The organism is Streptomyces sp. NPDC107575 (genome assembly GCF_055657265.1).
In genome coordinates, this window is sequence record NZ_JBVKBG010000003.1 from 53,557 (window position 1) to 74,958 (window position 21,402).

At 72.7% G+C, this 21,402-nt stretch carries 22 protein-coding genes and 1 riboswitch; of the genes, 10 read left to right on the forward strand and 12 right to left on the reverse strand.

Annotated elements, in window-relative coordinates:
- Positions 1-8: 8 nt before the first annotated feature.
- The 5 genes from amaP to ACZ7L4_RS13470 are packed head-to-tail and all read right to left on the reverse strand — an operon-like array spanning position 9 to position 2,290.
- Positions 9-596 (reverse strand): alkaline shock response membrane anchor protein AmaP, encoded by a 588-nt coding sequence (gene amaP, locus ACZ7L4_RS13450; RefSeq protein ID WP_472102122.1) that lies wholly within the window; start codon positions 594-596, stop codon positions 9-11.
- Positions 593-1,246 carry a DUF6286 domain-containing protein gene (locus ACZ7L4_RS13455; RefSeq protein ID WP_472102124.1) on the reverse strand — a complete coding sequence of 218 codons (654 nt, stop codon included), beginning with the start codon at positions 1,244-1,246 and terminating at the stop codon, positions 593-595. The genes amaP and ACZ7L4_RS13455 overlap by 4 nt, the downstream gene beginning before the upstream one ends.
- On the reverse strand, positions 1,243-1,587 hold the full coding sequence (locus ACZ7L4_RS13460) for an Asp23/Gls24 family envelope stress response protein (protein ID WP_461780950.1): 345 nt from the start codon (positions 1,585-1,587) through the stop codon (positions 1,243-1,245). Before ACZ7L4_RS13460 ends, ACZ7L4_RS13455 begins: the two co-directional genes overlap by 4 nt.
- Before the next feature lie 3 nt (positions 1,588-1,590).
- Positions 1,591-1,776, reverse strand: coding sequence for a hypothetical protein (locus ACZ7L4_RS13465; protein WP_266721070.1), 186 nt, complete (start codon positions 1,774-1,776; stop codon positions 1,591-1,593).
- A 43-nt stretch (positions 1,777-1,819) separates the two neighbouring features.
- A complete protein-coding gene (locus ACZ7L4_RS13470; RefSeq protein WP_422406547.1) occupies positions 1,820-2,290 on the reverse strand; it encodes an Asp23/Gls24 family envelope stress response protein in 471 nt (156 codons plus the stop codon).
- Between the two features lie 107 nt (positions 2,291-2,397).
- Here ACZ7L4_RS13470 and ACZ7L4_RS13475 point away from each other — a divergent pair, with 107 nt between their 5' ends.
- The gene (locus tag ACZ7L4_RS13475) at positions 2,398-3,132 is read left to right on the forward strand and encodes a nucleopolyhedrovirus P10 family protein (RefSeq protein ID WP_472102126.1); all 735 of its coding nucleotides are present in this window, start codon (positions 2,398-2,400) and stop codon (positions 3,130-3,132) included.
- Between the two features lie 234 nt (positions 3,133-3,366).
- Here the strand turns inward: ACZ7L4_RS13475 and ACZ7L4_RS13480 are convergent, their stop codons facing one another.
- The 3 genes from ACZ7L4_RS13480 to ACZ7L4_RS13490 all read right to left on the reverse strand — a co-directional run bounded on the left by ACZ7L4_RS13480 (position 3,367) and on the right by ACZ7L4_RS13490 (position 6,521).
- The gene (locus ACZ7L4_RS13480) at positions 3,367-4,158 is read right to left on the reverse strand and encodes an enoyl-CoA hydratase/isomerase family protein (protein ID WP_472102128.1); all 792 of its coding nucleotides are present in this window, start codon (positions 4,156-4,158) and stop codon (positions 3,367-3,369) included.
- A gap of 137 nt (positions 4,159-4,295) precedes the next feature.
- Positions 4,296-4,517: a helix-turn-helix domain-containing protein gene (locus ACZ7L4_RS13485; protein ID WP_006123601.1), complete on the reverse strand. Its 222-nt coding sequence runs from the start codon at positions 4,515-4,517 to the stop codon at positions 4,296-4,298.
- A gap of 405 nt (positions 4,518-4,922) precedes the next feature.
- Entirely contained in the window at positions 4,923-6,521 is a 1,599-nt protein-coding gene (locus ACZ7L4_RS13490) for an ABC-F family ATP-binding cassette domain-containing protein (RefSeq protein ID WP_472102130.1), read from the reverse strand.
- A 222-nt stretch (positions 6,522-6,743) separates the two neighbouring features.
- Here ACZ7L4_RS13490 and ypfJ point away from each other — a divergent pair, with 222 nt between their 5' ends.
- Complete coding sequence (ypfJ, locus tag ACZ7L4_RS13495; RefSeq protein ID WP_472102132.1) at positions 6,744-7,631, forward strand: KPN_02809 family neutral zinc metallopeptidase; 888 nt, start codon at positions 6,744-6,746, stop codon at positions 7,629-7,631.
- A gap of 18 nt (positions 7,632-7,649) precedes the next feature.
- Here the strand turns inward: ypfJ and ACZ7L4_RS13500 are convergent, their stop codons facing one another.
- From ACZ7L4_RS13500 to ACZ7L4_RS13510, 3 genes are all read right to left on the reverse strand, one after another.
- The gene (locus ACZ7L4_RS13500; protein WP_472102134.1) at positions 7,650-9,041 is read right to left on the reverse strand and encodes a hypothetical protein; all 1,392 of its coding nucleotides are present in this window, start codon (positions 9,039-9,041) and stop codon (positions 7,650-7,652) included.
- A 57-nt stretch (positions 9,042-9,098) separates the two neighbouring features.
- Positions 9,099-10,226 carry an alpha/beta hydrolase gene (locus tag ACZ7L4_RS13505; protein WP_472102136.1) on the reverse strand — a complete coding sequence of 376 codons (1,128 nt, stop codon included), beginning with the start codon at positions 10,224-10,226 and terminating at the stop codon, positions 9,099-9,101.
- A 76-nt stretch (positions 10,227-10,302) separates the two neighbouring features.
- Positions 10,303-10,962 (reverse strand): class II aldolase/adducin family protein, encoded by a 660-nt coding sequence (locus ACZ7L4_RS13510; RefSeq protein WP_472102138.1) that lies wholly within the window; start codon positions 10,960-10,962, stop codon positions 10,303-10,305.
- A 200-nt stretch (positions 10,963-11,162) separates the two neighbouring features.
- Here ACZ7L4_RS13510 and ACZ7L4_RS13515 point away from each other — a divergent pair, with 200 nt between their 5' ends.
- The 8 genes from ACZ7L4_RS13515 (at position 11,163) to ACZ7L4_RS13550 (ending at position 20,624) form a co-directional block, all read left to right on the forward strand.
- Positions 11,163-11,912 (forward strand): lysozyme, encoded by a 750-nt coding sequence (locus ACZ7L4_RS13515; protein WP_472102140.1) that lies wholly within the window; start codon positions 11,163-11,165, stop codon positions 11,910-11,912.
- A gap of 204 nt (positions 11,913-12,116) precedes the next feature.
- Positions 12,117-13,391, forward strand: coding sequence for an inorganic phosphate transporter (locus tag ACZ7L4_RS13520; RefSeq protein WP_472102142.1), 1,275 nt, complete (start codon positions 12,117-12,119; stop codon positions 13,389-13,391).
- Between the two features lie 15 nt (positions 13,392-13,406).
- Positions 13,407-13,628: a hypothetical protein gene (locus tag ACZ7L4_RS13525; RefSeq protein WP_462718858.1), complete on the forward strand. Its 222-nt coding sequence runs from the start codon at positions 13,407-13,409 to the stop codon at positions 13,626-13,628.
- A 130-nt stretch (positions 13,629-13,758) separates the two neighbouring features.
- A riboswitch (cobalamin riboswitch) is annotated at positions 13,759-13,832 on the forward strand.
- 58 nt (positions 13,833-13,890) lie between these two features.
- Positions 13,891-14,856, forward strand: coding sequence for a cobalamin biosynthesis protein (locus tag ACZ7L4_RS13530; protein ID WP_472102144.1), 966 nt, complete (start codon positions 13,891-13,893; stop codon positions 14,854-14,856).
- A complete protein-coding gene (locus tag ACZ7L4_RS13535) occupies positions 14,853-16,361 on the forward strand; it encodes a cobyric acid synthase (protein WP_472102146.1) in 1,509 nt (502 codons plus the stop codon). The genes ACZ7L4_RS13530 and ACZ7L4_RS13535 overlap by 4 nt, the downstream gene beginning before the upstream one ends.
- Before the next feature lie 112 nt (positions 16,362-16,473).
- Positions 16,474-18,570 carry a putative cobaltochelatase gene (locus ACZ7L4_RS13540; RefSeq protein ID WP_472102148.1) on the forward strand — a complete coding sequence of 699 codons (2,097 nt, stop codon included), beginning with the start codon at positions 16,474-16,476 and terminating at the stop codon, positions 18,568-18,570.
- Positions 18,571-19,170, forward strand: a complete 600-nt coding sequence (gene cobO / locus ACZ7L4_RS13545) for a cob(I)yrinic acid a,c-diamide adenosyltransferase (RefSeq protein WP_399232522.1) — start codon at positions 18,571-18,573, stop codon at positions 19,168-19,170.
- On the forward strand, positions 19,164-20,624 hold the full coding sequence (locus ACZ7L4_RS13550) for a cobyrinate a,c-diamide synthase (RefSeq protein WP_472102150.1): 1,461 nt from the start codon (positions 19,164-19,166) through the stop codon (positions 20,622-20,624). Before cobO ends, ACZ7L4_RS13550 begins: the two co-directional genes overlap by 7 nt.
- A 5-nt stretch (positions 20,625-20,629) precedes the next feature.
- On the opposite strand, the gene ACZ7L4_RS13555 is transcribed toward ACZ7L4_RS13550, so the two are convergent.
- The gene (locus tag ACZ7L4_RS13555; RefSeq protein ID WP_472102152.1) at positions 20,630-21,361 is read right to left on the reverse strand and encodes a ZIP family metal transporter; all 732 of its coding nucleotides are present in this window, start codon (positions 21,359-21,361) and stop codon (positions 20,630-20,632) included.
- Positions 21,362-21,402 lie beyond the last annotated feature (41 nt).

Genomic DNA, 21,402 nt, shown 5'->3' on the forward strand with positions numbered 1-21,402 from the left:
GGCAGGGCTCAACTGACCCGTTCCGCGCGGTGCTTGACCGCCCTCAGCCGGACCTCCGTCGGAAGTTCCGCAAGGCCCGCGGAGTCCCTCGCCTGCTTCAGGGAGTCCTGGCTCAGCAGGCGGAGGGCCTCACCGGGGACCGCGTGCGGCTCCAGGGTGAGGGTCGCGCGGGCCTGCGGAGTGGAGCGGCGGCCACTCAACCGGACACCGGCCCGGTCGACCCCGTCCAGGGACTCCGCACCGCTCGCGAGGACGTTCTCCAGGGCGCGGCCCCGCAGCAGTGCCCCCTCGCCGTCGCCGCTGTCGACCAGCACCTCGGCGAGCCTGCGGCGCCGCAGCTGGGCCACCAGCCACCACAGGGCGAGCAGCACGACGACGCCGAGCACGGCGATCACCGTCGGCCAGAACCAGCCCTCGTCGTGCCAGCGCGCCCGGTCCGCATCGCTGACCAGCACATCGTCCTTGCCGTCGTGGATCCACCACGACGGCGGATTCACCCCGAGCCCCACGGCGAGCACCGAGCCGCCGCCGAGCACGAGGACGAGCCCCAGCACCCCGAGCACGATCCGGTTGACGGTCCTGAGCACGCCGCTCACCCCTTCTTCCCCGGCCGCGCGACCCGCACGGACAGGCCCGGCGCCTTGCCGAGCCCCAGCTGCTTGATCCCGTCGCCGAGCGTGGCGTCCAAGTCGGCCCGTACGTCGTCGAGTTCACGGAAGTGCGAGAGCGCCCGCACGTCCACCTTGGAGCGCTTCATACGGACGCGTACGGACTGCACGCCCGACACCTCCATGGCCCGGTCGCGCAGCACCATCGCCGCGGCGTCCCGGTGCAGCGCCGCACGGACGTCGGGGTGGGTGCGGCGCATCGGCAGCAGCGCGCGCAGGCCCGGCGTCACCGCGAGCAGGATCAGCCACAGGCCGAGCGCGGCCGCGACACCCGCGCCGACGAGGACGGCGGTGTCGTCGAGGGTCCGCGTGGACAGCTCGTCCGCGAGCGTCCGGCGCCACTGCATGGACTCGTGTCCCGCCCGCACCGCGGCCACGTCGTAGAGCAGCAGTCCCGCGGCGGCCAGGATCACCAGGGCCACGAGCGCCGCGGGAACCCGCCGACCGGACCAGAAACGACTCGCCCTCGGTTCGCTCTCCAGCGTGGGATGCGGTTCGTACGAGGCGGCGGACGCCGACTGGTCGAGCGTGCTGCCGTCCGGCTCGACCACCGGAATCGGCCGGGTGGGTTCGCTCATCGGATCCTCCCCCGGTCCGTTCCCCGCGTGTGCGCCGAGTGCAGCCGCTCGACCTGGACGGCCACCTCGGGCACCTCCATTCCCGCCAACTCCCTTACCCGCTCGGACACTTGACGACGCACGGCACCGCACTGGCGGCCGATGTCCGTCGGGTACTCCAGCTCAAGGCTGATCCGGACCCGCGCACTGTCCTGCCGTACGGTGACCGTGGCGCCCGGCGCCGCCCCGTCCTCGGGGATCCGGTCGAGTGCCTCTCGTGCCGCGTGCGCGGCGATCTTCGCGACGACCCGGTCGGCGATCCGGGTCGCGCCGCGCTCGGCCGGCGCGACCTGTGCCGCCATCGGTCACCCCCGCCGATCGCCGCGCGAACGGAAGAACTCGCCGACTTCCAGGTCCCCTTCCAGGAACCGGCCCGCGACGAAGCCGATGGCGCCGAGCGCCGCCACCAGCAGGAAGGCCCCGAAACCGCCGAAGTATCCGGCGAATCCGAGGGCCATGCCGGCGATCATGCCGACCACGGCCAGATTCATCGTGCGCTCCTCCTAGGGAAGCCCGTAGCTACGCGGACGGATCTCACTGGAGCCGGGACTCCGGCTCCTCGTCCTCCTCGTCCGGCAGCTTCACGTCGCTGACGGCGATATTGACCTCGACGACCTCGAGCCCGGTCATGCGCTCGACGGCGACGATCACGTTCTCCCTGACGGCGCGCGCGGTGTCCGCGATCGACACGCCGTACTCGACGACGATCTCCAGATCGAGCGCCGTCTGGACCTCGCCGACCTCGGCCTTCACTCCGCGCGAGACGGACTTGGCGCCGCCGGGGACCCGGTCGCGCACCGCGCCGAACGTGCGGGAGAGGCCGCTGCCCATGGCATGGACGCCGTCGACGTCGCGCGCCGCGAGGCCCGCGATCTTCTCGACGACGCCGTCGGCGATCGTCGTCCGTCCCCGGCCGGCGGGGTCGCCGCCGCCCCGCTTGGTCACATTGGTCTTGGCTGCGGCCGAACCGGGCGTCTCGCCCGGCTTCTGCGCGGTGTCACTCATCGGGCCGTCCCCTCGGTGAGGTGCGATCTCGGTGGGGTGTTGCATTCTTTTGCCCACATTAGGTCCAGGAACAGGAAGGCGCGCTCGCTATGCGGCAGCCTGGGGCAATGACGGCTGATCGATGGACACAGGCAGTGCGCACGCAGCTGGGCCTCGGCAGACTGCTGCCGCTCGGCGGGCCGCGGGACGGCGCGTGGGTCACGGAACCGGCGGCGGCGCAGGCGCTGCGCCGTGCGGTTCAAGGGGTGCGGGGCGTGCGGCTCGGCGCATTGCGCATCGGTCTCGCCGATCCCGAGGAGGCGGCGGAGGCCGTGGTTCCGGCCCCGCCGAGTGCCCTGCCGCCGGGGGCCCTGCGGCTCACGGCGGAGTGTGCGGCGACGGCGGAGGAACCGCTGCCGGTTGCCGCCGATCGGCTGAGGGAGGCGCTCGCGGGGGCGGCGGAGCGGGTGGGGCTCGTGGTGGCGGAGGTCGACCTTCAGGTCACGGCGCTGCTCGACGAGGACGACCGGGTGGCGGACGCGGGGCCCGGTTCCGCCGACGAGCCGGCCCCCGACGCGAAGCCGGCCGCTTCCTCGGGGGACGCGGGGCGTGTGGCGGAGGCGGTGCTCGGGGTGCCGGGGGTGACGCGGCTGACCGGGGCGCTTGGTGGTCTCGGCCGAGCGGTCCACATCGAGGAGCACCCGGGCGGGGCGGCGCTCCCCCGGCGTCATGTGCGGGTGGAGCTGGCGGTGGCGGCGGACGTCCGCGCGATCGAGGTGACGGGGGCGGTTCGGGCCGCCGTGGCCAAGGCCCTCCCGAACAATCCGACGGTCGCGGTCCTGGTCACGGACCTCACGACGTAACTCGCCCCCGCCGCCCCTACCCGTCCCATCCCTGGGGGCTACGCCCCCAGACCCCCTGTCCTCAATCGCCGGACGGGCTTGATTGGCAAGCCCCGGACCGACTGGGATGGCAAGCCCCGGACGGGCTTGATTGGCAAGCCCCGGACCGGCTGGGATGGCGAGCCCCGGACCGGCTGGAATGGCAGCGCTGGGCGGGCTGGGATGGTGGGCGCCGGGCGGGCTGGAGGGGTGGCGTCAGTCGCCCAATCCCGCCAGGTCGCGGAGGCGGCGGCCCTGGGCCGCGCGTTCCGCCGTGCGCTGGGCGTCGAGGGTGCGGTCCGTGGCTCCCTGGAGCAGCGCCTTCGTCTCGATCACGGCGTCGCGGGGCGCGGCGACGAGGGCCGCGACCAGGTCCTGGGTCGCGTCCGCGAGCTCGCCCGCGGGGACGGACACATTGGCCAGGCCGCTGCGGACGGCCTCGTCGGCGTGGACGTAGCGGCCGGTGACGCAGATTTCGAGGGCTCGCGCGTAGCCGACCAGCGAGACGAGCGGGTGCGTGCCCGTCAGGTCCGGCACCAGGCCGAGGCTGGTCTCGCGCATGGAGAACTGCACGTCGTCGGCGACGACGCGCAGATCGCAGGAGAGGGCGAGCTGGAACCCGGCCCCGATGGCATGCCCCTGCACCGCGGCGACGGTCAGGATGTCGCTGCGCCGCAGCCAGGTGAAAGCGTCCTGGTACTCGGCGATCGTCGCGTCGAGGACGTCGTCGTCACCGCGCGCCAGGTCGATGAAGGACGGCTCGCCGTCGAAGCCCTCGGGCGTGAAGGCCTGACGGTCGAGGCCCGCGGAGAAGGACTTGCCCTCACCGCGCACCACGACGACCCGCACGGACCCCGGCAGGGCACGCCCGGCCTCGCCCAACGCCCGCCACAGCGCGGGACTCTGGACATTGCGCTTGTCCGGGTTGGTCAGGCTGACCGTGGCGATCGCGTCGTCGACGGTGAGCCGGACGCCGTCCTTGTCGAGCAGCGGTGCGGGCTGGTTCATCTGGGCCTCCGGGTCTGCGCAGCCGTACGGCACGTAGTCGTACGAGACGTAAGTGACTGCACAGTAACCACCCGGCCGGACTGCGGACCGACCGGGTGGTCAGTTGGGCCCAGTGAGCCGAGCGAGCCCCGCGAGGGTCAGGCCGACGCGGCCTTCTTGCCTCGCGTGGCCCCGCCGCGACCGCGCAGCGTGACCCCGGATTCGCTCAGCATCCGGTGGACGAAGCCATACGAGCGGCCGGTCTCCTCGGCCAATGCCCGAATGCTCGCACCGGAGTCGTACTTCTTCTTCAGGTCTGCCGCGAGCTTGTCGCGCGCGGCGCCGGTTACCCGGCTGCCCTTCTTCAGAGTCTCGGCCACCCGTGCCTCCTCATGGGAAGTGCGCTCTGGATTTCCCATGATCACCCCTTGCGGCGTTCCTGGCCACCCATTCGGCAAGGTCCATAGACCACCAATTCCGGGCTCGACGGGGATCCACACGAGTGGAATCCGGAATTCCGGCGGGGTTTCGCGGCCCTGGAATGCGCCCGCGCGAAAGAAGCGCCAGGTCAGCCACGGGCCAGGCGCCGCAAGGGCGCCATGCACCACGCGGCCCGAAATTCCGTGCATGACACACCTGAGTACGAGGCGATCTCACCCAGATGAAGGATCACGGATCGGCCGAATGATCCAGATGGAGTGGATCAGTCAGTCGATCAGCCAGTGGATCAGTCGGCGATCAAGAAGTGGATCAAGGAATGGATCACCGGCCGGCCACCGTTCGGATCACGCGAGGGCCACGAGATCCGCGTACGCCTGGCCCCACAGGTCCTCGATTCCGTCCGGAAGCAGAATGATCCGCTCCGGCTGCAGGGCGTCCACCGCGCCCTCGTCGTGCGTGACGAGGACGACCGCGCCCTTGTACGTGCGCAGCGCGCCGAGGATCTCCTCGCGGCTGGCCGGGTCGAGGTTGTTCGTGGGCTCGTCGAGGAGCAGCACGTTCGCCGAGGACACGACGAGCGTGGCGAGCGCCAGACGGGTCTTCTCGCCGCCGGAGAGGACCCCGGCCGGCTTGTCGACGTCGTCGCCGGAGAACAGGAACGAGCCGAGCGTCTTGCGCACCTGGATCAGGTCCAGGTCGGGGGCGGCGGAGCGCATGTTCTCCAGGACCGTGCGCTCCGGGTCCAGGGTCTCGTGCTCCTGCGCGTAGTAGCCGAGCTTGAGGCCGTGGCCCTCGATGACCTGGCCCGTGTCGGGCTTCTCGGCGCCGCCGAGGAGCTTGAGCAGGGTCGTCTTGCCCGCGCCGTTGAGGCCGAGGATGACGACGCGCGAGCCCTTGTCGATGGCCAGGTCGACGTCCGTGAAGATCTCCAGGGAGCCGTAGGACTTCGACAGGCCCTCGGCCATGAGCGGCGTCTTGCCGCACGGCGAGGGCTCCGGGAAGCGCAGCTTGGCGACCTTGTCGGACTGGCGGACCTCTTCGAGTCCGGCGAGGAGCTTGTCGGCGCGCTTGGCCATGTTCTGCGCGGCGACGGTCTTGGTGGCCTTGGCGCGCATCTTGTCGGCCTGCGCGTTCAGCGTCGCGGCCTTCTTCTCGGCGTTCTGCCGCTCGCGCTTGCGACGCTTCTCGTCGGCCTCGCGCTGCTGCTGGTAGAGCTTCCAGCCCATGTTGTAGACGTCGATCTGGGAGCGGTTGGCGTCCAGGTAGAAGACCTTGTTGACGACCGTCTCGACCAGTTCGACGTCGTGGGAGATCACGATGAAGCCGCCGCTGTACGTCTTGAGGTAGTCGCGCAGCCAGACGATCGAGTCCGCGTCCAGGTGGTTCGTGGGCTCGTCGAGGAGGAGCGTGTCGGCGTCCGAGAAGAGGATGCGGGCCAGCTCGATACGGCGCCGCTGACCGCCGGAGAGCGTGTGCAGTGGCTGGCCGAGCACCCGGTCCGGCAGGTTCAGCGCGGCGGCGATGGTGGCGGCCTCGGCCTCGGCGGCGTACCCGCCCTTGGTGAGGAACTCCGTCTCCTGGCGCTCGTACTGCCGCAGGGCCTTGGCCTGCGTGGCGCCCGAGCCGTTCGCGATGCGCTGCTCGTTCTCGCGCATCTTGCGCATCAGGACGTCGAGGCCGCGGGCCGAGAGGATGCGGTCGCGGGCCAGCACGTCGAGGTCGCCGGTGCGCGGGTCCTGCGGCAGGTAGCCGACCTCGCCGGAGCGCGAGATGGTGCCGCCGGCCGGCTGGCCCTCGCCCGCCAGGCACTTCGTGAGGGTCGTCTTGCCCGCGCCGTTGCGGCCGACGAGGCCGATGCGGTCGCCCTTGGCGACACGGAAGGTGGCGTTCTCGATGAGGATGCGCGCACCGGCGCGCAGTTCGATACCCGATGCGGTGATCAAGGGAGGTACTCCAGGACAGGATTAACGGCTGGTTGACAGGGCGGGGGCCAATCAGCGCCGCTAATGCACCCAGAGAAGGAACGTCATACGAACCAGTTTACCGGTGACGTGCAAGCGGTTTTCCCGGGCGCCCGCGTCCCCCGTTCGGCCCTCGGATCCGGCCCCGCTGACCAGGGACGTAACAGGATGAGGGGGTCATGCCCGGCGAGAAGGCGGTGCCGCATGCAGTTCGACGACGACGCGCGTCTGGACACCTCGGAGGTCCAGGACGTGCGCGGCAGCCGGCTTCCCGGCGGCAGGGCCACCATGGGCGGCGGCCTCGTGGGGGTGATCGCGCTGGTCCTCGGGCTGCTCTTCGGCACGGACCAGTTCGGGCTCTCCGACGGGACCACCGGCGCCCCGGCCGCGCGGATGTCCAGCGAGGCGCAGGTCCAGGAGCAGTGCCGGACGGGCTCGGACGCGAACAGCCGGCAGGACTGCCGGACCGTCGCCGTGGTCAACAGCGTGCAGGACTTCTGGGGCGCGGAGTTCGCGCGCAGGAGCGCCGCGTACACGCCCGCGTCGACGGTGTTCTTCACCAACCAGGTCGCCACCGCGTGCGGCTCGGCGACCTCGTCGGTCGGGCCGTTCTACTGCCCCGGGGACCGGCGGGTCTATCTCGACCTCGGCTTCTTCGACGAGCTGCGCACGAAGTTCGGTTCGAGCGGCGGGCCCTTCGCGCAGGCGTACGTGGTGGCGCACGAGTACGGGCACCACGTGCAGAACCTGATGGGCACGCTGACCCGCGCCCAGGACGGGCGTACGGGCGAGAACAGCAACGCGGTCAGGGTCGAGCTGCAGGCCGACTGCTACGGGGGCGTGTGGGCGCGGCACGCGACGCGCACGCCCACCGAGTCCACCGGCAGGCCGCTGATCACCAGCCTGACCGACGCGGACATCCGCGACGGCCTGGACGCCGCCGCGGCGGTCGGCGACGACCGGATCCAGGAGCGGTACCAGGGCCGGGTGACTCCGGAGACCTGGACGCACGGCTCGGCCGCCCAGCGCCAGCAGTGGTTCTACCGGGGCTTCGAGAGCGGCGACATGGCCCAGTGCAACACCTTCCGGTGAGCCGCTCGAGCCGGTGGGCTACGCCCCGCCGGTGTGCACCTGGAAGGCCGCCCTGCGGACCGCCTTCGCGAGCGCCGGGTCGGGGTGCGCGGCGGCCAGCGCGACGAGCACCTGCACCGTGCGCGGGTGCCCGACGGCGCGCACCTCGTCGATGAGCGCGGGCACCGTCGGCTGCACCGCGGCCTCCAAGTGCCGTACGAGGAGCGGGGCTTCGCCGTGGTCGGCGACGGCGGCGGCGGTGTCCACCCACAGCCAGGTCGCCTCCTCGCGGCTGAGGACCGTGTGCACGTCCTCGGGGTCGGCGCCCTCGTGCTCGGCGAGCCACAGCAGCGCGTAGGGGCGCAGGTGCGGGTCGTCGGCGGCGCGCCGGACCTCGGGCTCCGCGGGGGCGCCGACGACGCGCAGCGCCTCGAAGGCGAGTCCGCGCAGCAGGGCGTCCTCGCCGCGCGCGGCGTCGAGGAGGTCGGTGACGGCGGTGCCGATGTCACGGGCGGCGAGCCAGGCCCGGTACTCGTCGCGCGCCGCCTTGGGGCGCAGGCGCGCGCAGCCGCGCAGCATGTCCTCGGCCGCCACCTCGATGTTCCCCGCCGGGGACTGGGCGGCGACGCAGATCTGCTCCAGCTTGACCCACACCGCCCAGCTGCCGAGCGGGGTGAGCGTGGCGTGCCCGTCCTCGTACGTGAGCGCGCCGACGGCGGCGAGGCCGCGCAGCGCCCAGTCGAGCAGCGGGAGCAGCGGGGTGTCCTGCGGCGGGGTCGGTTCGGGCTGGGGCCCGAAGGGGATCTCGCAGCGTTCGGTGCGCAGCTCGGTGACGCGCTGGTCGAGGAGGTCAAGGAGCTGGGCGACGGCGACCCGGTCCGCCATCAGCTGCAGGAAGCTCAGCAGTTGCGGCACCGCCTCGACGACCTCGGCCACGGCGGCGGGGCCGACCCCTTCCGGTGCCGGGTGGACCAGCGACCAGGCGTCGAACAGGGCGACCCAGCCGCGCAGGACGGCGGTGTCGTCGCGGTCCCAGGCGCGCAGCCGCCAGCCGGGCCGGGCGCTTGCTCCGTGCACCTCGACGAGCCCGGCGAGGCGGGCCGTGTCCCAGTCCGCGCGGATCTGATCGACCGTCAGCCCGAGCTCGTCCGCGGCGCGCAGCGCGGTCGCGTCGGAGAGGGTGCCCTTTCCGTCGCGCGCGGCCGTGCTGTTGCCGGGGCCGATCCTGGTGTCCGCCCAGCGGGCCACGCGGACGGCGGCGGCGAGGTCGCGGCGCGCGGCGCGGGCGAGCTCCGCGGGCGGTGGGGTGCCCTCCGGTGGGCGGGGTGCGGGACGGCGTGCGGCGACCGGCCGCGGGGTCGGGGCGGCCAGGGGCTGGCGGCGCGGGCTGACGAGTCGGAGCCGGGAGTCGCGCGGGGTACGGGACGTCACGAAGGGCAGTCTCCCGGTTGACCCTGCCAATTCCCAAACGGGGGCCCGGTGCTGCCGTTACATCAACGGCGTCAGGAACCTTCGCAGGGCCTCCTCGTAGCCCTTCGCGTCCGCGTTCCACATCGCGTTGTGCGGCGCCTCGTCCACCTCGTGGAGCGTGACCAGGTCCGGGCGGCGGTCCGCCAGGCGGCGGGAGAGCGCCCACGGGGAGACCTCGTCGCCGGGGCCGTGGAACAGGAGCGTGGGGACCTTGAGGGCGCCCGGGTCCGCGGCCTCCGAGAGGCGGTCGCCGGTCAGGCCGGTGCGGCCCTGCGCGGCGCGGACCGCGAGCGGGAGCAGCGGGCCCGGGGTGCGACGGGCCCGTGCCAGGGCGCGCAGCGTGGCCTCCCAGCTGAGCACCGGCGAGTCGAGGACGAGGCCCTTGATCCGGTCGCGCAGCGCCGAGTGGGCCGCCGCGTGCAGGGCCATCGCTGCACCGGTCGACCAGCCGAGCACGATGACGTCGCGGGCGCCGTAGCGCACGGCGTAGCGGATCGCCGCGTCCAGGTCGCGCCACTCCGTCTCGCCGAGGTGGTTCAGGCCGTCGGGAGAGCGGGGCGCGCCGAGGTCGCCGCGGTAGGCGAGGTCGAGCACCGGGAACTGGTGGTGGTGCAGGAACTCCATGAGGTTCATGGGGTGTTCGCGGGTGGTGCCGAGTCCGTGCACGGCGATCACCCAGGTGTCGCGGGTGCCGGGCAGGAACCAGGCGGGCAGCGCGCCGAGTTCGCCGGGCACGTCGACGTCGGCGTGGTCGAGGCCGAGCGCGGCCTTGGGGTCGCCGATGTGCACCTGGGGCGTGAGCCAGGCCTTGGCGCCGGGTTCGAGGGTGCCGTGGGTGACCCGCTCCAGGCGGCGTACGACGGTGTCGGCGGAGGTCGTGGCCGATTCGACGACCGGGCCGACCACCGCGTGGTAGCCGTCGCCCTGCAGCCCGTACCTGCCGGGGCGCAGCGAGGCCAGGTCGCGGGTCAGGGTGACCTGGCCCGCGGCGGTGGCGTGCACGGTGAGTCTCGGCTCGGTGGGCAGCGGACGGCCCGAGGGCGCCTTGAGCGCTGCGTCGCTGGCCAGGCGGCCCGCGGCGATCGCGGCGACCGAGGCCCCCAGGGCGGCGGTGACGGCAGCGGCCGTCGCTTTGGCGGTGCGCACCCGTCCAGTGTCGGGGCCCGCGCCCGCCCCGGCCAGTGGGGCGACGGTCACGGGTGACGCGAACGACGCGTACCGGTCACCCCGCGCCCTGCTGCCCGTACCCGCCGAGCCGCTCCCCCACCTCGCGCAACTGCTCCCCGGTCAGCAGTGAGGGGGTGCGGCCGGGGACGGAGTGGGCGGTGAGCCACAGGCGGCACATCCACTCCAGTTGGGCGGTGCGGTCGTAGGCGGCGGCGAGGGTGGCTCCGTATGTGAGGGCGCCGTGGTTCTGCAGCAGGCAGCCCGTGCGGTCGGCGAGCGCGAGCAGCATGTTCTCGGCCAACTCCTGCGTGCCGTACGTGGCGTAGGGGGCGACGCGGACGGGGCCGCCGAGCGCCGCCGTCATGTAGTGCACGGGCGGGAGCTCGGTCACGAGCGTGGAGACCGCGGTGGCGTGCAGTGCGTGGGTGTGCACGACGGCGCGGGCGTCGGTGTGCCGGTAGACCGCGAGGTGCATCGGGAGCTCGCTGGTCGGCTTCAGGGAGCCGGCCAGCCGCTCCCCGTCGAGGCCGACGGCGAGGAGATCGTCCGGACCGAGGTCCTCGTACGGGACGCCGGTCGGGGTGACCAGCACGGTGTCGCCGACCCGCGCCGAAACATTGCCGGAGGTCCCGACGACCAGGCCGTCGGCCACCGTACGGCGGGCCGTCGCCACCAGTTCCCGCCATGCCTCGTCGAGTTCCTGAAGCCGTGTCATGGCGCGCATCCTGCCAGCCGCCGGGCGGCACAGCGGCGGCGGCCGGTGCGGAGCCGGAACCTCCGGAATACCCCATATGGGGATTGATCAGTCTCCGATGTTATTTGGCCGAGCTTGACCGGGTAATTGATGATCTCTCGCTACTCTCTGGGGGTTCCCTGGGGATTTGTCATGCACGTCGTCACTTTCGGGGGGTATCCATGGCTCTCAGCCGCACCGCGTCCCCGCGTCGCCACCGCGTCGCCGCGCTCACGTCCGTCGCCGCACTGACCATCGGCGGCACCCTGCTCGCGGAGCTTCCGGCCCAGGGCGCGGGCAAGCCGCGCGGGCACGACGTCTCGTCGCACCAGAAGAACGTGAACTGGCAGAAGGCCAGGAACAACGGCGCCCGGTTCGCCTACGTCAAGGCGACCGAGTCGACGAACTACCGCAACCCCTACTTCTCCCGGCAGTACAACGGCGCCCGGAACGCCGGCATCATCCGCGGCGCCTACCACTTCGCGCTGCCGCAGAAGTCCTCCGGCAAGGCGCAGGCCTCGTACTTCGTGCGCAACGGCGGGGCGTGGCGGCGCGACGGCTGGACGCTGCCGCCCGCGCTCGACATCGAGTACAACCCGTACGGCAAGGGCAAGCACCCCTGCTACGGACTGCGGAAGTCCACCCTGGTGTCCTGGATCAAGTCCTTCAGCGACCAGATCGTGCGCAGCACCGGACGCCGTCCGGTCATCTACACGAACGCGCGCTGGTGGAAGCAGTGCACCGGGAACAGCAGGGCCTTCGCCGCCAACCACGCGTTGTGGCTCGCCCGGTACGACGAGCGCGCGGGCGCACTACCGGCAGGCTGGACCTACTGGACGTTCTGGCAGTACGACGAGAGCGGCCGGCTGCCGGGTGATCAGAATCTCTTCAACGGGTCGATGGCCCAGCTCAAGCGGTTCGCGCGGGGGTAGCCGAAAGACCCGGCCGAAGGTCCCCGGAGCCCCTGGTTCCGGGGCCGAGGGCGCCTCGAACCGGAACCGGCCGCGCCGCCTGATGGCAAGCGGAGCGAGGCCCCTCCGGTTCGGGTCACCGGGGCGCCCGGCCCAGTTCATCTTCCGTTCACTCGGGCTCTTTACGTTCCAAGAGCCACTGACGTCCAACCGAAGCCTGGGTAAATGGAACACATCACGCTGCTCCTAGCGATCGTGATCGTTACCGCGCTGGTCTTTGATTTCACCAACGGTTTCCACGACACCGCCAACGCGATGGCCACGACCATCTCGACAGGCGCCCTCAAGCCGAAGACGGCGGTGGCCATGTCCGCCGTGCTGAACCTCGTCGGAGCGTTCCTCTCCGTCGAAGTGGCCAAGACGATCTCCGGCGGCATCATCAACGAGGACGGCCTCAAAACGGAGGTCATCTTCGCGGCGCTGGTAGGCGCCATCCTCTGGAACCTGCTGACCTGGCTGCTCGGCCTGCCGTCCAGCTCCTCGCACGCCCTGTTCGGCGGCCTCATCGGCGCCGCGGTCATGTCGATGGGCTGGTCCTCGGTGAACGGCGGCACGGTCGTCACCAAGGTGCTGCTGCCCGCGGTGGCCGCACCCCTCGTCGCCGGCATCGCCTCGATGCTGGCCACCCGCCTCACGTACCGCATCAGCAAGAAGACGGACGAGAAGGCGACCGCCAAGGGCTACCGCGCCGGGCAGATCGCCTCCGCGGGCCTCGTCTCCCTCGCGCACGGCACGAACGACGCGCAGAAGACGATGGGCATCATCACCCTCGCCCTGATCACCGGTGGCGTGCTCGCGCCGAACGCCGATCCGCCCCTGTGGGTCATCGTCTCGGCCGGTGTGGCCATCGCCCTCGGCACGTACCTGGGCGGCTGGCGCATCATCCGCACCATGGGCAAGGGCCTCACCGAACTGGCGCCGCAGCAGGGCTTCGCGGCGCAGACCAGTGCGGCGACCGCGATCCTCGCCTCCTCGCACCTGGGCTTCTCCCTCTCCACCACGCAGGTCTGCTCCGGCGGTGTGATGGGCGCGGGCCTCGGTCGCAAGGGCGGTGTCGTCCGCTGGTCGACCGCCACCCGGATGTTCGTGGCCTGGGGTCTGACCCTGCCGGCCGCGGGCCTGGTGGGCGCGGGCGCCGAGTTCCTGACCAAGCAGGGCCCGTGGGGCATCGGCCTCACCGCCGCGCTGCTCGTGACCGGCTCGGCGATCATCTGGAAGCTGTCGCGCCGCAACTCCATCGACCACACCAACGTCACGGCGGACGAGCCGCACGCCACCCCCGCGCAGGACGCTCCGGGTGTCGTGACGACCGCGATCGCCTCGGTCACCCCGCCGCCGGTGGGCACGGTCGAGTCGGCCGAGTCCGAGGCGAAGAGCACCGACCGGCCGAAGGCCGGAGCGGTGCACGACCCCGCGCGCCCCGCCGGCGCCACGCTGTAAGGAAGCAGGACAGGTATGAAGATCGACTGGGCGGCCCTCGGCTCCGTCTTCGGTGTCTCGCTCGTGGTCACCGTGGCCCTCGTCGGCCTGTTCACCCTCGGCATCGTCGGCCTCTCCAAGCGGGAGTCCGCGGCGCGCGAGGGCGGCTCGGCGGCGGTCGCGACGTCCGGCGCCTACGTCTGCTTCGCCCTGTGCGCGGCGGCCGTGGCCTACGGGATCTATCTGATCGTGGCCTGACACGGCCCGATGACGCACGGATGGGGTGCGGGACGTACGACGTCCCGCACCCCATCCGCGTACTGAACAGCAAGTTGACGTGCCAACTCGGGGCGTGGTGGACTTCCCCCGCCATATACGGCAGCAGTCCGAGGAAGCCGGTGCGAATCCGGCGCGGTCCCGCCACTGTGAGCCCCCTTCTCCAAAGGGGCGAGCCAGGAACTCTCGCTGCCGGTCTCGTCGAACCAGGGCGTGGACACCCTGAGTGAGGACACCTACCGCCATGCTCGCCCCGCGCGGCACTTGGCGGCACGAGCGCGTGTATGCGTGCGGTGCCGCCGCCGGAATCTTCGCCGACCTTCTGCTCGGCGATCCGCGCCGAGGGCACCCCGTCGCCGGATTCGGCCGCGCCGCCGCGGCCGTCGAGCGCCGGCTGTGGCGGGACCACCGTGGCGCGGGCGCCCTGCACACCGCGGTGTGTGCCGGAGGCGCCGCCGCTCTCGCCGCCGTCGCCTCGCGTGCCGTACGCCGCTCCCCCGCCGCCTCCGTCGCGCTGACGGCCGCGGCGACCTGGGCCGTCGTCGGCGGCACCTCGCTGGGCCGCGAGGCGCGCGGCGTGGGATCCGCCCTGGAGGCCGGGGACGTGGAACTCGCGCGCGAGCTGCTGCCCCGGCTGTGCGGCCGTGACCCGCAGGGGCTCGACGCCGACGGGATCGCCCGGGGCGTCGTCGAGTCCGTCGCCGAGAACACCTCCGACGCTGTCGTGGGCGCGCTCGTGTGGGGCGCGCTCGGCGGGGTGCCGGGCCTGGTCGCCTTCCGCGCGGTGAACACGCTCGACGCGATGGTCGGCCACAAGTCCGCGAAGTACCGGCGGTTCGGCTGGGCCTCGGCCCGCCTCGACGACGTGGCCGGCTGGCCGGGGGCCCGGCTGACCGGCGCGCTCGCCGTCCTCGCCGGTGGCAGGCCCCGGGAGGCGCTCGACGCGTGGCGGGCGGACGCGCGGCGCCACCCCAGCCCGAACGCCGGCGTCGTCGAGTCCTCGTTCGCGGGAGCCCTCGGGGTGCGGCTCGGCGGGACGTTGGCGTACGGCGGGCGGGTCGAGCACCGGCCGGTGCTGAACGCGCCGGGGCGCGCCGTCGAGGTGCGTGATGTGGATCGGGCCGTGCGGCTGTCACGGCGGGTGTCTCTGTTGGCGTTGGGAGTCTGTGTGGGTGCGCGAGTGGCTGTACGAGCGCGGGGGCGGCGATGACGGGCGGCGGGCTGCTCGTCGCGGGGACCACCTCCGACGCCGGGAAGAGTGTCGTCACCGCCGGGATCTGCCGGTGGCTGGTGCGGCAGGGCGTGAAGGTCGCGCCGTTCAAGGGGCAGAACATGTCCCTCAACTCGTTCGTGACCCGCGAGGGCGCCGAGATCGGGCGCGCGCAGGCCATGCAGGCGCAGGCCGCGCAGGTCGAGCCGAGCGCGCTCATGAACCCCGTCCTGCTGAAGCCGGGCAGCGACCGCAGCAGCCAGGTCGTCCTCATGGGCAAGCCCGTGGGCGAGCTGAGCGCGCGGGGCTACCACGGCGGGCGGCAGGCCTCGCTGATGGACACCGTCGTCGGGTGCCTGGAGGAGCTGCGGGCCACCCATGACGCCGTGATCTGCGAGGGCGCCGGATCGCCCGCCGAGATCAACCTGCGGCGCACCGACATCGTGAACATGGGGCTCGCGCGGGCGGCGCGCCTTCCGGTCCTCGTGGTGGGCGACATCGACCGGGGCGGGGTCTTCGCCTCGTTCTTCGGGACGACCGCACTGCTCGCTCCCGAGGACCAGGAGCTGCTGGCGGGGTACCTGGTGAACAAGTTCCGCGGTGACGTGAGCCTCCTCGAGCCGGGCCTCGACATGCTCAAGTCCCTTACCGGGCGCGACACTTACGGCGTTCTGCCGTTCCAGCACGGCCTCGGCATCGACGAGGAGGACGGGCTGCGGGTGTCCCTGCGGGGCGCCGTACGGGAGTCGATCGTGGCGCCGCCGGTCGGCGAGGACGTGCTGCGGGTCGCCGTGTGCGCGGTACCGCTGATGTCGAACTTCACCGATGTCGACGCGCTGGCCGCCGAGCCGGGGGTCGTCGTGCGGTTCGTCGACCGGGCCGAGGAGCTCGTCGACGCCGATCTCGTCGTGGTGCCGGGGACGCGCGGCACGGTGCGGGCGCTCGACTGGCTGCGCGAGCGCGGGCTCGCGGACGCGCTCGCGCGGCGGGTCGCCGAGGGGCGGCCCGTGCTCGGCATCTGCGGCGGCTTCCAGGTGCTCGGCGAGACCATCGAGGACGAGGTCGAGTCGCGGGCCGGGACCGTCGACGGGCTCGGGCTGCTCCCCGTACGAGTGCGGTTCGAGGCCGAGAAGACCCTCGCGCGGCCGGTCGGCGAGGCGCTCGGCGAGGACGTCGCGGGGTACGAGATCCATCACGGGGTCGCCGAGGTGCTGGGCGGGGAGGCCTTCCTGGACGGGTGCCGGGTCGGGGCCGTGTGGGGGACGCACTGGCACGGGTCGCTGGAGTCGGACGGGTTCCGGCGGGCGTTCCTGCGGGCGGTCGCCGAGGCGGCCGGGCGGCGGTTCGTGCCGGCGCCGGACACGTCGTTCGAGGCGCTTCGGGAGGAGCAGCTCGATCGGCTCGGGGATCTGATCGAGCGGCATGCGGATACGGATGCGTTGTGGCGGTTGATCGACGGTGGGGCGCCGGGCGGGTTGCCGTTCGTGCCGCCGGGAGCGCCGTGATGGGAAGTCGCCCCCGCCGCCCCTTCCCGTCCCGTCCCCGGGGGCTGCGCCCCCGGACCCCCCTAAAAGATGCGCAGTTCCCCGCGCCCCTAGTGATGGAGGTCCGTTTCCGATGAGCACCCCCTACCCGTTCACCGCCGTCGTCGGGCAGGACGATCTGCGGCTCGCCCTGTTGCTCAACGCCGTGTCGCCCGCCGTTGGCGGTGTGCTCGTGCGTGGGGAGAAGGGGACCGCCAAGTCCACCGCCGTGCGTGCCCTCTCCGCGCTCATGCCGGGCGTCGACGTCGTCTCCGGGTGCCGGTTCTCGTGTGATCCGGCGGCGCCCGATCCGCAGTGCCCGGACGGGCCGCACGACGACGTTCCCGGCGGTCAACGGGACACCCGAATGGTCGAGTTGCCCGTCGGCGCGTCCGAGGACCGGCTCGTGGGCGCGCTCGACATCGAGCGGGCGCTCTCCGAGGGCGTGAAGGCCTTCGAGCCGGGGCTGCTGGCCGACGCGCACCGCGGGATCCTGTACGTCGACGAGGTGAACCTGCTGCACGACCACCTCGTCGACCTGCTGCTCGACGCCGCCGCCATGGGCGCCTCGTACGTCGAGCGCGAGGGTGTGTCCGTACGGCATGCCGCACGGTTCCTCCTCGTAGGGACGATGAACCCCGAAGAGGGCGAGCTGCGGCCGCAGTTGCTCGACCGGTTCGGGCTGACCGTGGAGGTCGCGGCCTCGCGGGAGCCGGAGCAGCGCGTCGAGGTCGTCAAGCGGCGGCTCGCCTACGACGACGACCCCGAGGGCTTCGTCGGCCGGTGGGCCGAGGACGAGGCCGACGTGCGGGCCCGGATCGTCGCCGCGCGCGAGCTGCTGCCCCACGTGCGGCTCGGCGACCGGGCGTTGACGCAGATCGCGGCGACGTGCGCGGCCTTCGAGGTGGACGGCATGCGCGCCGACATCGTGATGGCGCGCACCGCGACCGCGCTCGCCGCCTGGGCGGGCCGCGAGGACGTACTGGCGGAGGACGTGCGGCAGGCCGCGCTGCTCGCGCTCCCGCACCGCAGGCGCCGCAACCCCTTCGACGCGCCGGGCCTCGACGAGGACAAGCTCGACGAGACCCTGGACGAGTTCGGTCCCGAGGAGGAGCCCGAGGGTCCGGAGGGGGACGACGATCCCGACGGGCCCGGCGGCGGCCCGGACGGCGGCGGCCCCGGTGGTGGCGTGCCGCCGCAGCAGGATGGCCCGCACGACGCCCCGCAGGAGAGCGGCGACTCGCAGGACACACGGGACCCGCAGGACGCCCCGGCCGGTGACGACCGGGAGGACTCCCCCGAGGAGCCCGCCGCCGCGCCCGCGTCCGGCGGCGGAGCCCCCGAGCAGAAGCCCGTGGCGGCCGGTGAGCCCTTTCGTACGAAGATGCTGAGTGTTCCCGGCCTCGGCGAGGGCGCCGCGGGGCGGCGGTCCCGGGCCCGTACCGAGCACGGCCGCACCACCGGCGCCACTCGCCCCCGCGGCGCCCTGACCAAGCTGCACCTGGCCGCGACCGTGCAGGCCGCCGCCCCGCACCAGCGGGCGCGCGGCCGTTCGGGCCGGGGGCTCGTCGTACGCCGTGACGATCTGCGGCAGGCGACCCGCGAGGGGCGCGAGGGGAACCTCGTCCTGTTCGTGGTCGACGCCTCCGGGTCGATGGCGGCGCGGCAGCGGATGACCGCCGTGAAGGGCGCCGTCCTTTCGCTGCTGCTCGACGCGTACCAGCGGCGGGACAAGGTCGGGCTCGTGACCTTCCGGAAGTCGGCTGCCGAGGTCGCGCTGCCGCCCACGTCGAGCGTGGACGCGGCGGCGAGCCGCCTGGAGTCGCTGCCGACCGGCGGGCGCACCCCGCTGGCGGCCGGGCTGCTCAAGGCCCACGAGGTGCTGCGCGTGGAACGGCTGCGGGATCCGGCGCGGCGGCCGCTGATGGTCGTCGTGACCGACGGGCGGGCGACCGGCGGCCCGGAACCGGTGCAGCTGGCGGGGCGTGCGGCCGGGCTGCACGCCGCCGAGGGCACCGCGTCCGTGGTCGTCGACTGCGAGACGGGCATGGTGCGGCTCGGGCTCGCCACGGAACTCGCCGGACGGCTCGGCGGCACCGCCGTCACACTCGACGAGCTGCGGGCGGACTCGATCGCCGGGCTCGTGAAGGACGTCACCGGAACACAGAACACCATCAGGAGGGCCGCTTAAATGCCGCAGGGACAGCCGAGCGTCGTACCGAACGACGGACTGACGACTCGTCAGCGCCGCAACCGTCCGCTGGTGTTCGTGCACACGGGCATCGGCAAGGGCAAGTCGACGGCAGCGTTCGGGCTCGCGCTGCGCGCCTGGAACCAGGGCTGGCCGATCGGGGTGTTCCAGTTCGTCAAGTCGGCGAAGTGGAAGGTCGGCGAGGAGAACGCGCTCAAGACGCTCGGCGCGAGCGGCGAGGGCGGCACCGTGGCCTGGCACAAGATGGGCGAGGGCTGGTCGTGGGTGCAGCGGGACGACCAGGCCGACAATGAAGAGAAGGCGCGCGAGGGCTGGGAGCAGGTCAAGCGCGACCTGGCCAACGAGACGTACAAGCTGTATGTGCTCGACGAGTTCGCCTACCCGATGCACTGGGGCTGGATCGACGTGGACGACGTCGTCGAGACGCTGCGCAACCGTCCCGGGCAGCAGCATGTCGTCATCACCGGCCGCAACGCCCCCGAGAAGCTCGTCGAGTTCGCGGATCTCGTCACCGACATGTCGAAGGTGAAGCACCCGATGGACGAGGGCCAGAAGGGCCAGCGGGGCATCGAATGGTAGGTCCGCAGACTGCGCAGGCCGTGGACGTGCCCCGCCTCGTGGTCGCCGCTCCGGCCTCCGGGACCGGCAAGACGACCGTGGCGACGGGCCTGATGGCGGCGTTCGCCGAGCGCGGGCTCGCCGTGTCGCCGCACAAGGTGGGGCCCGACTACATCGACCCCGGCTACCACGCGCTCGCGACCGGCCGTCCCGGGCGCAACCTCGACGCGTACATGTGCGGGCCCGAGCTCGTCGCCCCGCTGTTCGCGCACGGTTCGGCGGGGTGCGAACTCGCCGTCGTGGAAGGCGTGATGGGGCTGTTCGACGGCGCGTCGGGCGAGGGCGAGCTGGCCTCGACGGCGCACGTCGCGAAGCTGCTGAAGGCGCCCGTCGTGCTCGTCGTCGACGCCTCCTCGCAGTCGCGGTCGGTGGCGGCGCTCGTGCACGGCTTCGCGTCCTTCGACCCCGAGGTGCGGCTCGCGGGCGTCATCCTCAACAAGGTCGGCTCCGACCGCCATGAGGAGTTGCTGCGGGAGGCCATGGAGGAGGTCGGCGTCCCGGTGTACGGGGCGCTCCGCCGAACGCCCCAAGTGGCGACTCCGTCAAGGCACTTGGGGCTGGTGCCCGTGGCCGAGCGGAGTACGGAGGCGGTCGACTCGGTCCGGGCCTCTGCCGCGATGGTGCGGGAGGGGTGTGACCTGGAGGGGTTGCTGGAGCTGGCCCGTAGCGCGCCGGCTCTCCGTACGGATGTGTGGAGTCCGGGTGAGCCCGGAGCTCTGGGCGGAACCGGCGTTGAGGTCGCGGGGCTCCGCCCCGGACCCCGCTCCTCAATCGCCGGAGGGGCTGGATTGGCCGGCCGGGCTGAATTGGCCCAACCCGTTGTCGCGGTCGCCGGGGGTGCCGCGTTCACCTTCTCGTACGCCGAGCACACGGAGTTGCTGCGCGCGGCAGGCGCGGAGGTCGTGCCGTTCGATCCGCTGCACGACGAGGCCCTCCCCGAGGACACCGCCGCCGTCGTCATCGGCGGTGGGTTCCCCGAGGTCTACGCGCCCGAGCTGTCGGCCAACGAACGGCTGCGCAAGGCCGTCGCCGAACTGGCCCGCACGGGTGCCCCCGTGGTCGCCGAGTGTGCGGGGCTGCTCTATCTGTCCCGTTCGCTCGACGGGCAGCCGATGTGCGGGGTGCTGGACGCCGACGCGACGATGTCGGGGCGTCTCACCCTCGGCTACCGGGACGCCGTGGCCGTGTCCGACAGCCCGCTCACCCCTGCGGGGGCCCGGCTGCGCGGTCACGAGTTCCACCGGACCGTGCTCGAGCCGGGCGCGGGGCCCACGCCCGCCTGGGGCATGCGGCTGCCGACGCGGCGCGTCGAGGGCTTCGTGCAGGGCGGCGTGCACGCCAGCTATCTGCACACGCACTGGGCGGCGCTGCCGGACATCGCGCACCGCCTGGTCCGGTGGAGCGGCGCACGGTGAACCGATCAGCCCGCGATGCCCACAACGAGCCAGATGAAGGCCGCGCCCGCGACGGTGCACAGCAGCGTCGAGCGGGCCGGGTGCTCGTGGTGGGCCTCCGGGAGGATCTCGGCGGCGGCCAGGTACAGCAGCACGCCGCCGAAGAAGCCGAGATAGCCGCCGAGCAATTGCTCCGGAATGGTGAACAGGAGCGTGGACGCGGCGCCCACCACGGGCGCCGCCGCGTCCGCGAACAGCATGATCAGCGCCTTGCGGCGGGCGTTCCCGTAGAGCCGGGTGATCGTGTACGTGTTGAAGCCGTCGGCGAAGTCGTGGGCGATCACCGCGAGCGCCACGGCGGCGCCCATGCCGCCGCCGATCTGGAAGGCCGCGCCGATCGCCATGCCGTCCATCAGGCTGTGCCCGACCATCGCGGACGCCGCCGTGAGCCCCACCTCGGGGGCCCGGCCGTTCGCCCCCTCCTCCGCCCCGTGGGCGGCCTGGCGGCGGGCGAGCAGGTGCTCCATGATGTGCGCGCCGAGGAACCCGGCCACGAACAGCAGCAGTGCCCCCGGCACCCCGTACAGCTCGCCGTCCATGGCCTCCAGGGCCTCGGGCAGCAGGTCGAGGCCGACCACGCCGAGCATCAGGCCACCGGCGAGGCCGAGCACCAGGTGGCGCCGGTCGGTGACCCGCTGCGCGGTCCAGCCGCCGACCAAAGTCATCAAGAAGGCGCTGAGCGCCACGATCACGGCCATGGCCCCTTGCTAACCCATCCGGGGGCCTGCGCGCACATCCT

Coding starts and splice junctions, on each gene's coding strand:
- ACZ7L4_RS13455 (WP_472102124.1), bottom strand. CDS start 1,246: ATGAGCGAACCCACCCGGCCGATTCCGGTGGTCGAGCCGGACGGCAGC.
- ACZ7L4_RS13460 (WP_461780950.1), bottom strand. CDS start 1,587: ATGGCGGCACAGGTCGCGCCGGCCGAGCGCGGCGCGACCCGGATCGCC.
- ACZ7L4_RS13465 (WP_266721070.1), bottom strand. CDS start 1,776: ATGAATCTGGCCGTGGTCGGCATGATCGCCGGCATGGCCCTCGGATTC.
- ACZ7L4_RS13470 (WP_422406547.1), bottom strand. CDS start 2,290: ATGAGTGACACCGCGCAGAAGCCGGGCGAGACGCCCGGTTCGGCCGCA.
- ACZ7L4_RS13475 (WP_472102126.1), top strand. CDS start 2,398: ATGACGGCTGATCGATGGACACAGGCAGTGCGCACGCAGCTGGGCCTC.
- ACZ7L4_RS13480 (WP_472102128.1), bottom strand. CDS start 4,158: ATGAACCAGCCCGCACCGCTGCTCGACAAGGACGGCGTCCGGCTCACC.
- ypfJ (WP_472102132.1), top strand. CDS start 6,744: ATGCAGTTCGACGACGACGCGCGTCTGGACACCTCGGAGGTCCAGGAC.
- ACZ7L4_RS13510 (WP_472102138.1), bottom strand. CDS start 10,962: ATGACACGGCTTCAGGAACTCGACGAGGCATGGCGGGAACTGGTGGCG.
- ACZ7L4_RS13515 (WP_472102140.1), top strand. CDS start 11,163: ATGGCTCTCAGCCGCACCGCGTCCCCGCGTCGCCACCGCGTCGCCGCG.
- ACZ7L4_RS13520 (WP_472102142.1), top strand. CDS start 12,117: ATGGAACACATCACGCTGCTCCTAGCGATCGTGATCGTTACCGCGCTG.
- ACZ7L4_RS13525 (WP_462718858.1), top strand. CDS start 13,407: ATGAAGATCGACTGGGCGGCCCTCGGCTCCGTCTTCGGTGTCTCGCTC.
- ACZ7L4_RS13530 (WP_472102144.1), top strand. CDS start 13,891: ATGCTCGCCCCGCGCGGCACTTGGCGGCACGAGCGCGTGTATGCGTGC.
- ACZ7L4_RS13535 (WP_472102146.1), top strand. CDS start 14,853: ATGACGGGCGGCGGGCTGCTCGTCGCGGGGACCACCTCCGACGCCGGG.
- ACZ7L4_RS13540 (WP_472102148.1), top strand. CDS start 16,474: ATGAGCACCCCCTACCCGTTCACCGCCGTCGTCGGGCAGGACGATCTG.
- cobO (WP_399232522.1), top strand. CDS start 18,571: ATGCCGCAGGGACAGCCGAGCGTCGTACCGAACGACGGACTGACGACT.
- ACZ7L4_RS13550 (WP_472102150.1), top strand. CDS start 19,164: ATGGTAGGTCCGCAGACTGCGCAGGCCGTGGACGTGCCCCGCCTCGTG.
- ACZ7L4_RS13555 (WP_472102152.1), bottom strand. CDS start 21,361: ATGGCCGTGATCGTGGCGCTCAGCGCCTTCTTGATGACTTTGGTCGGC.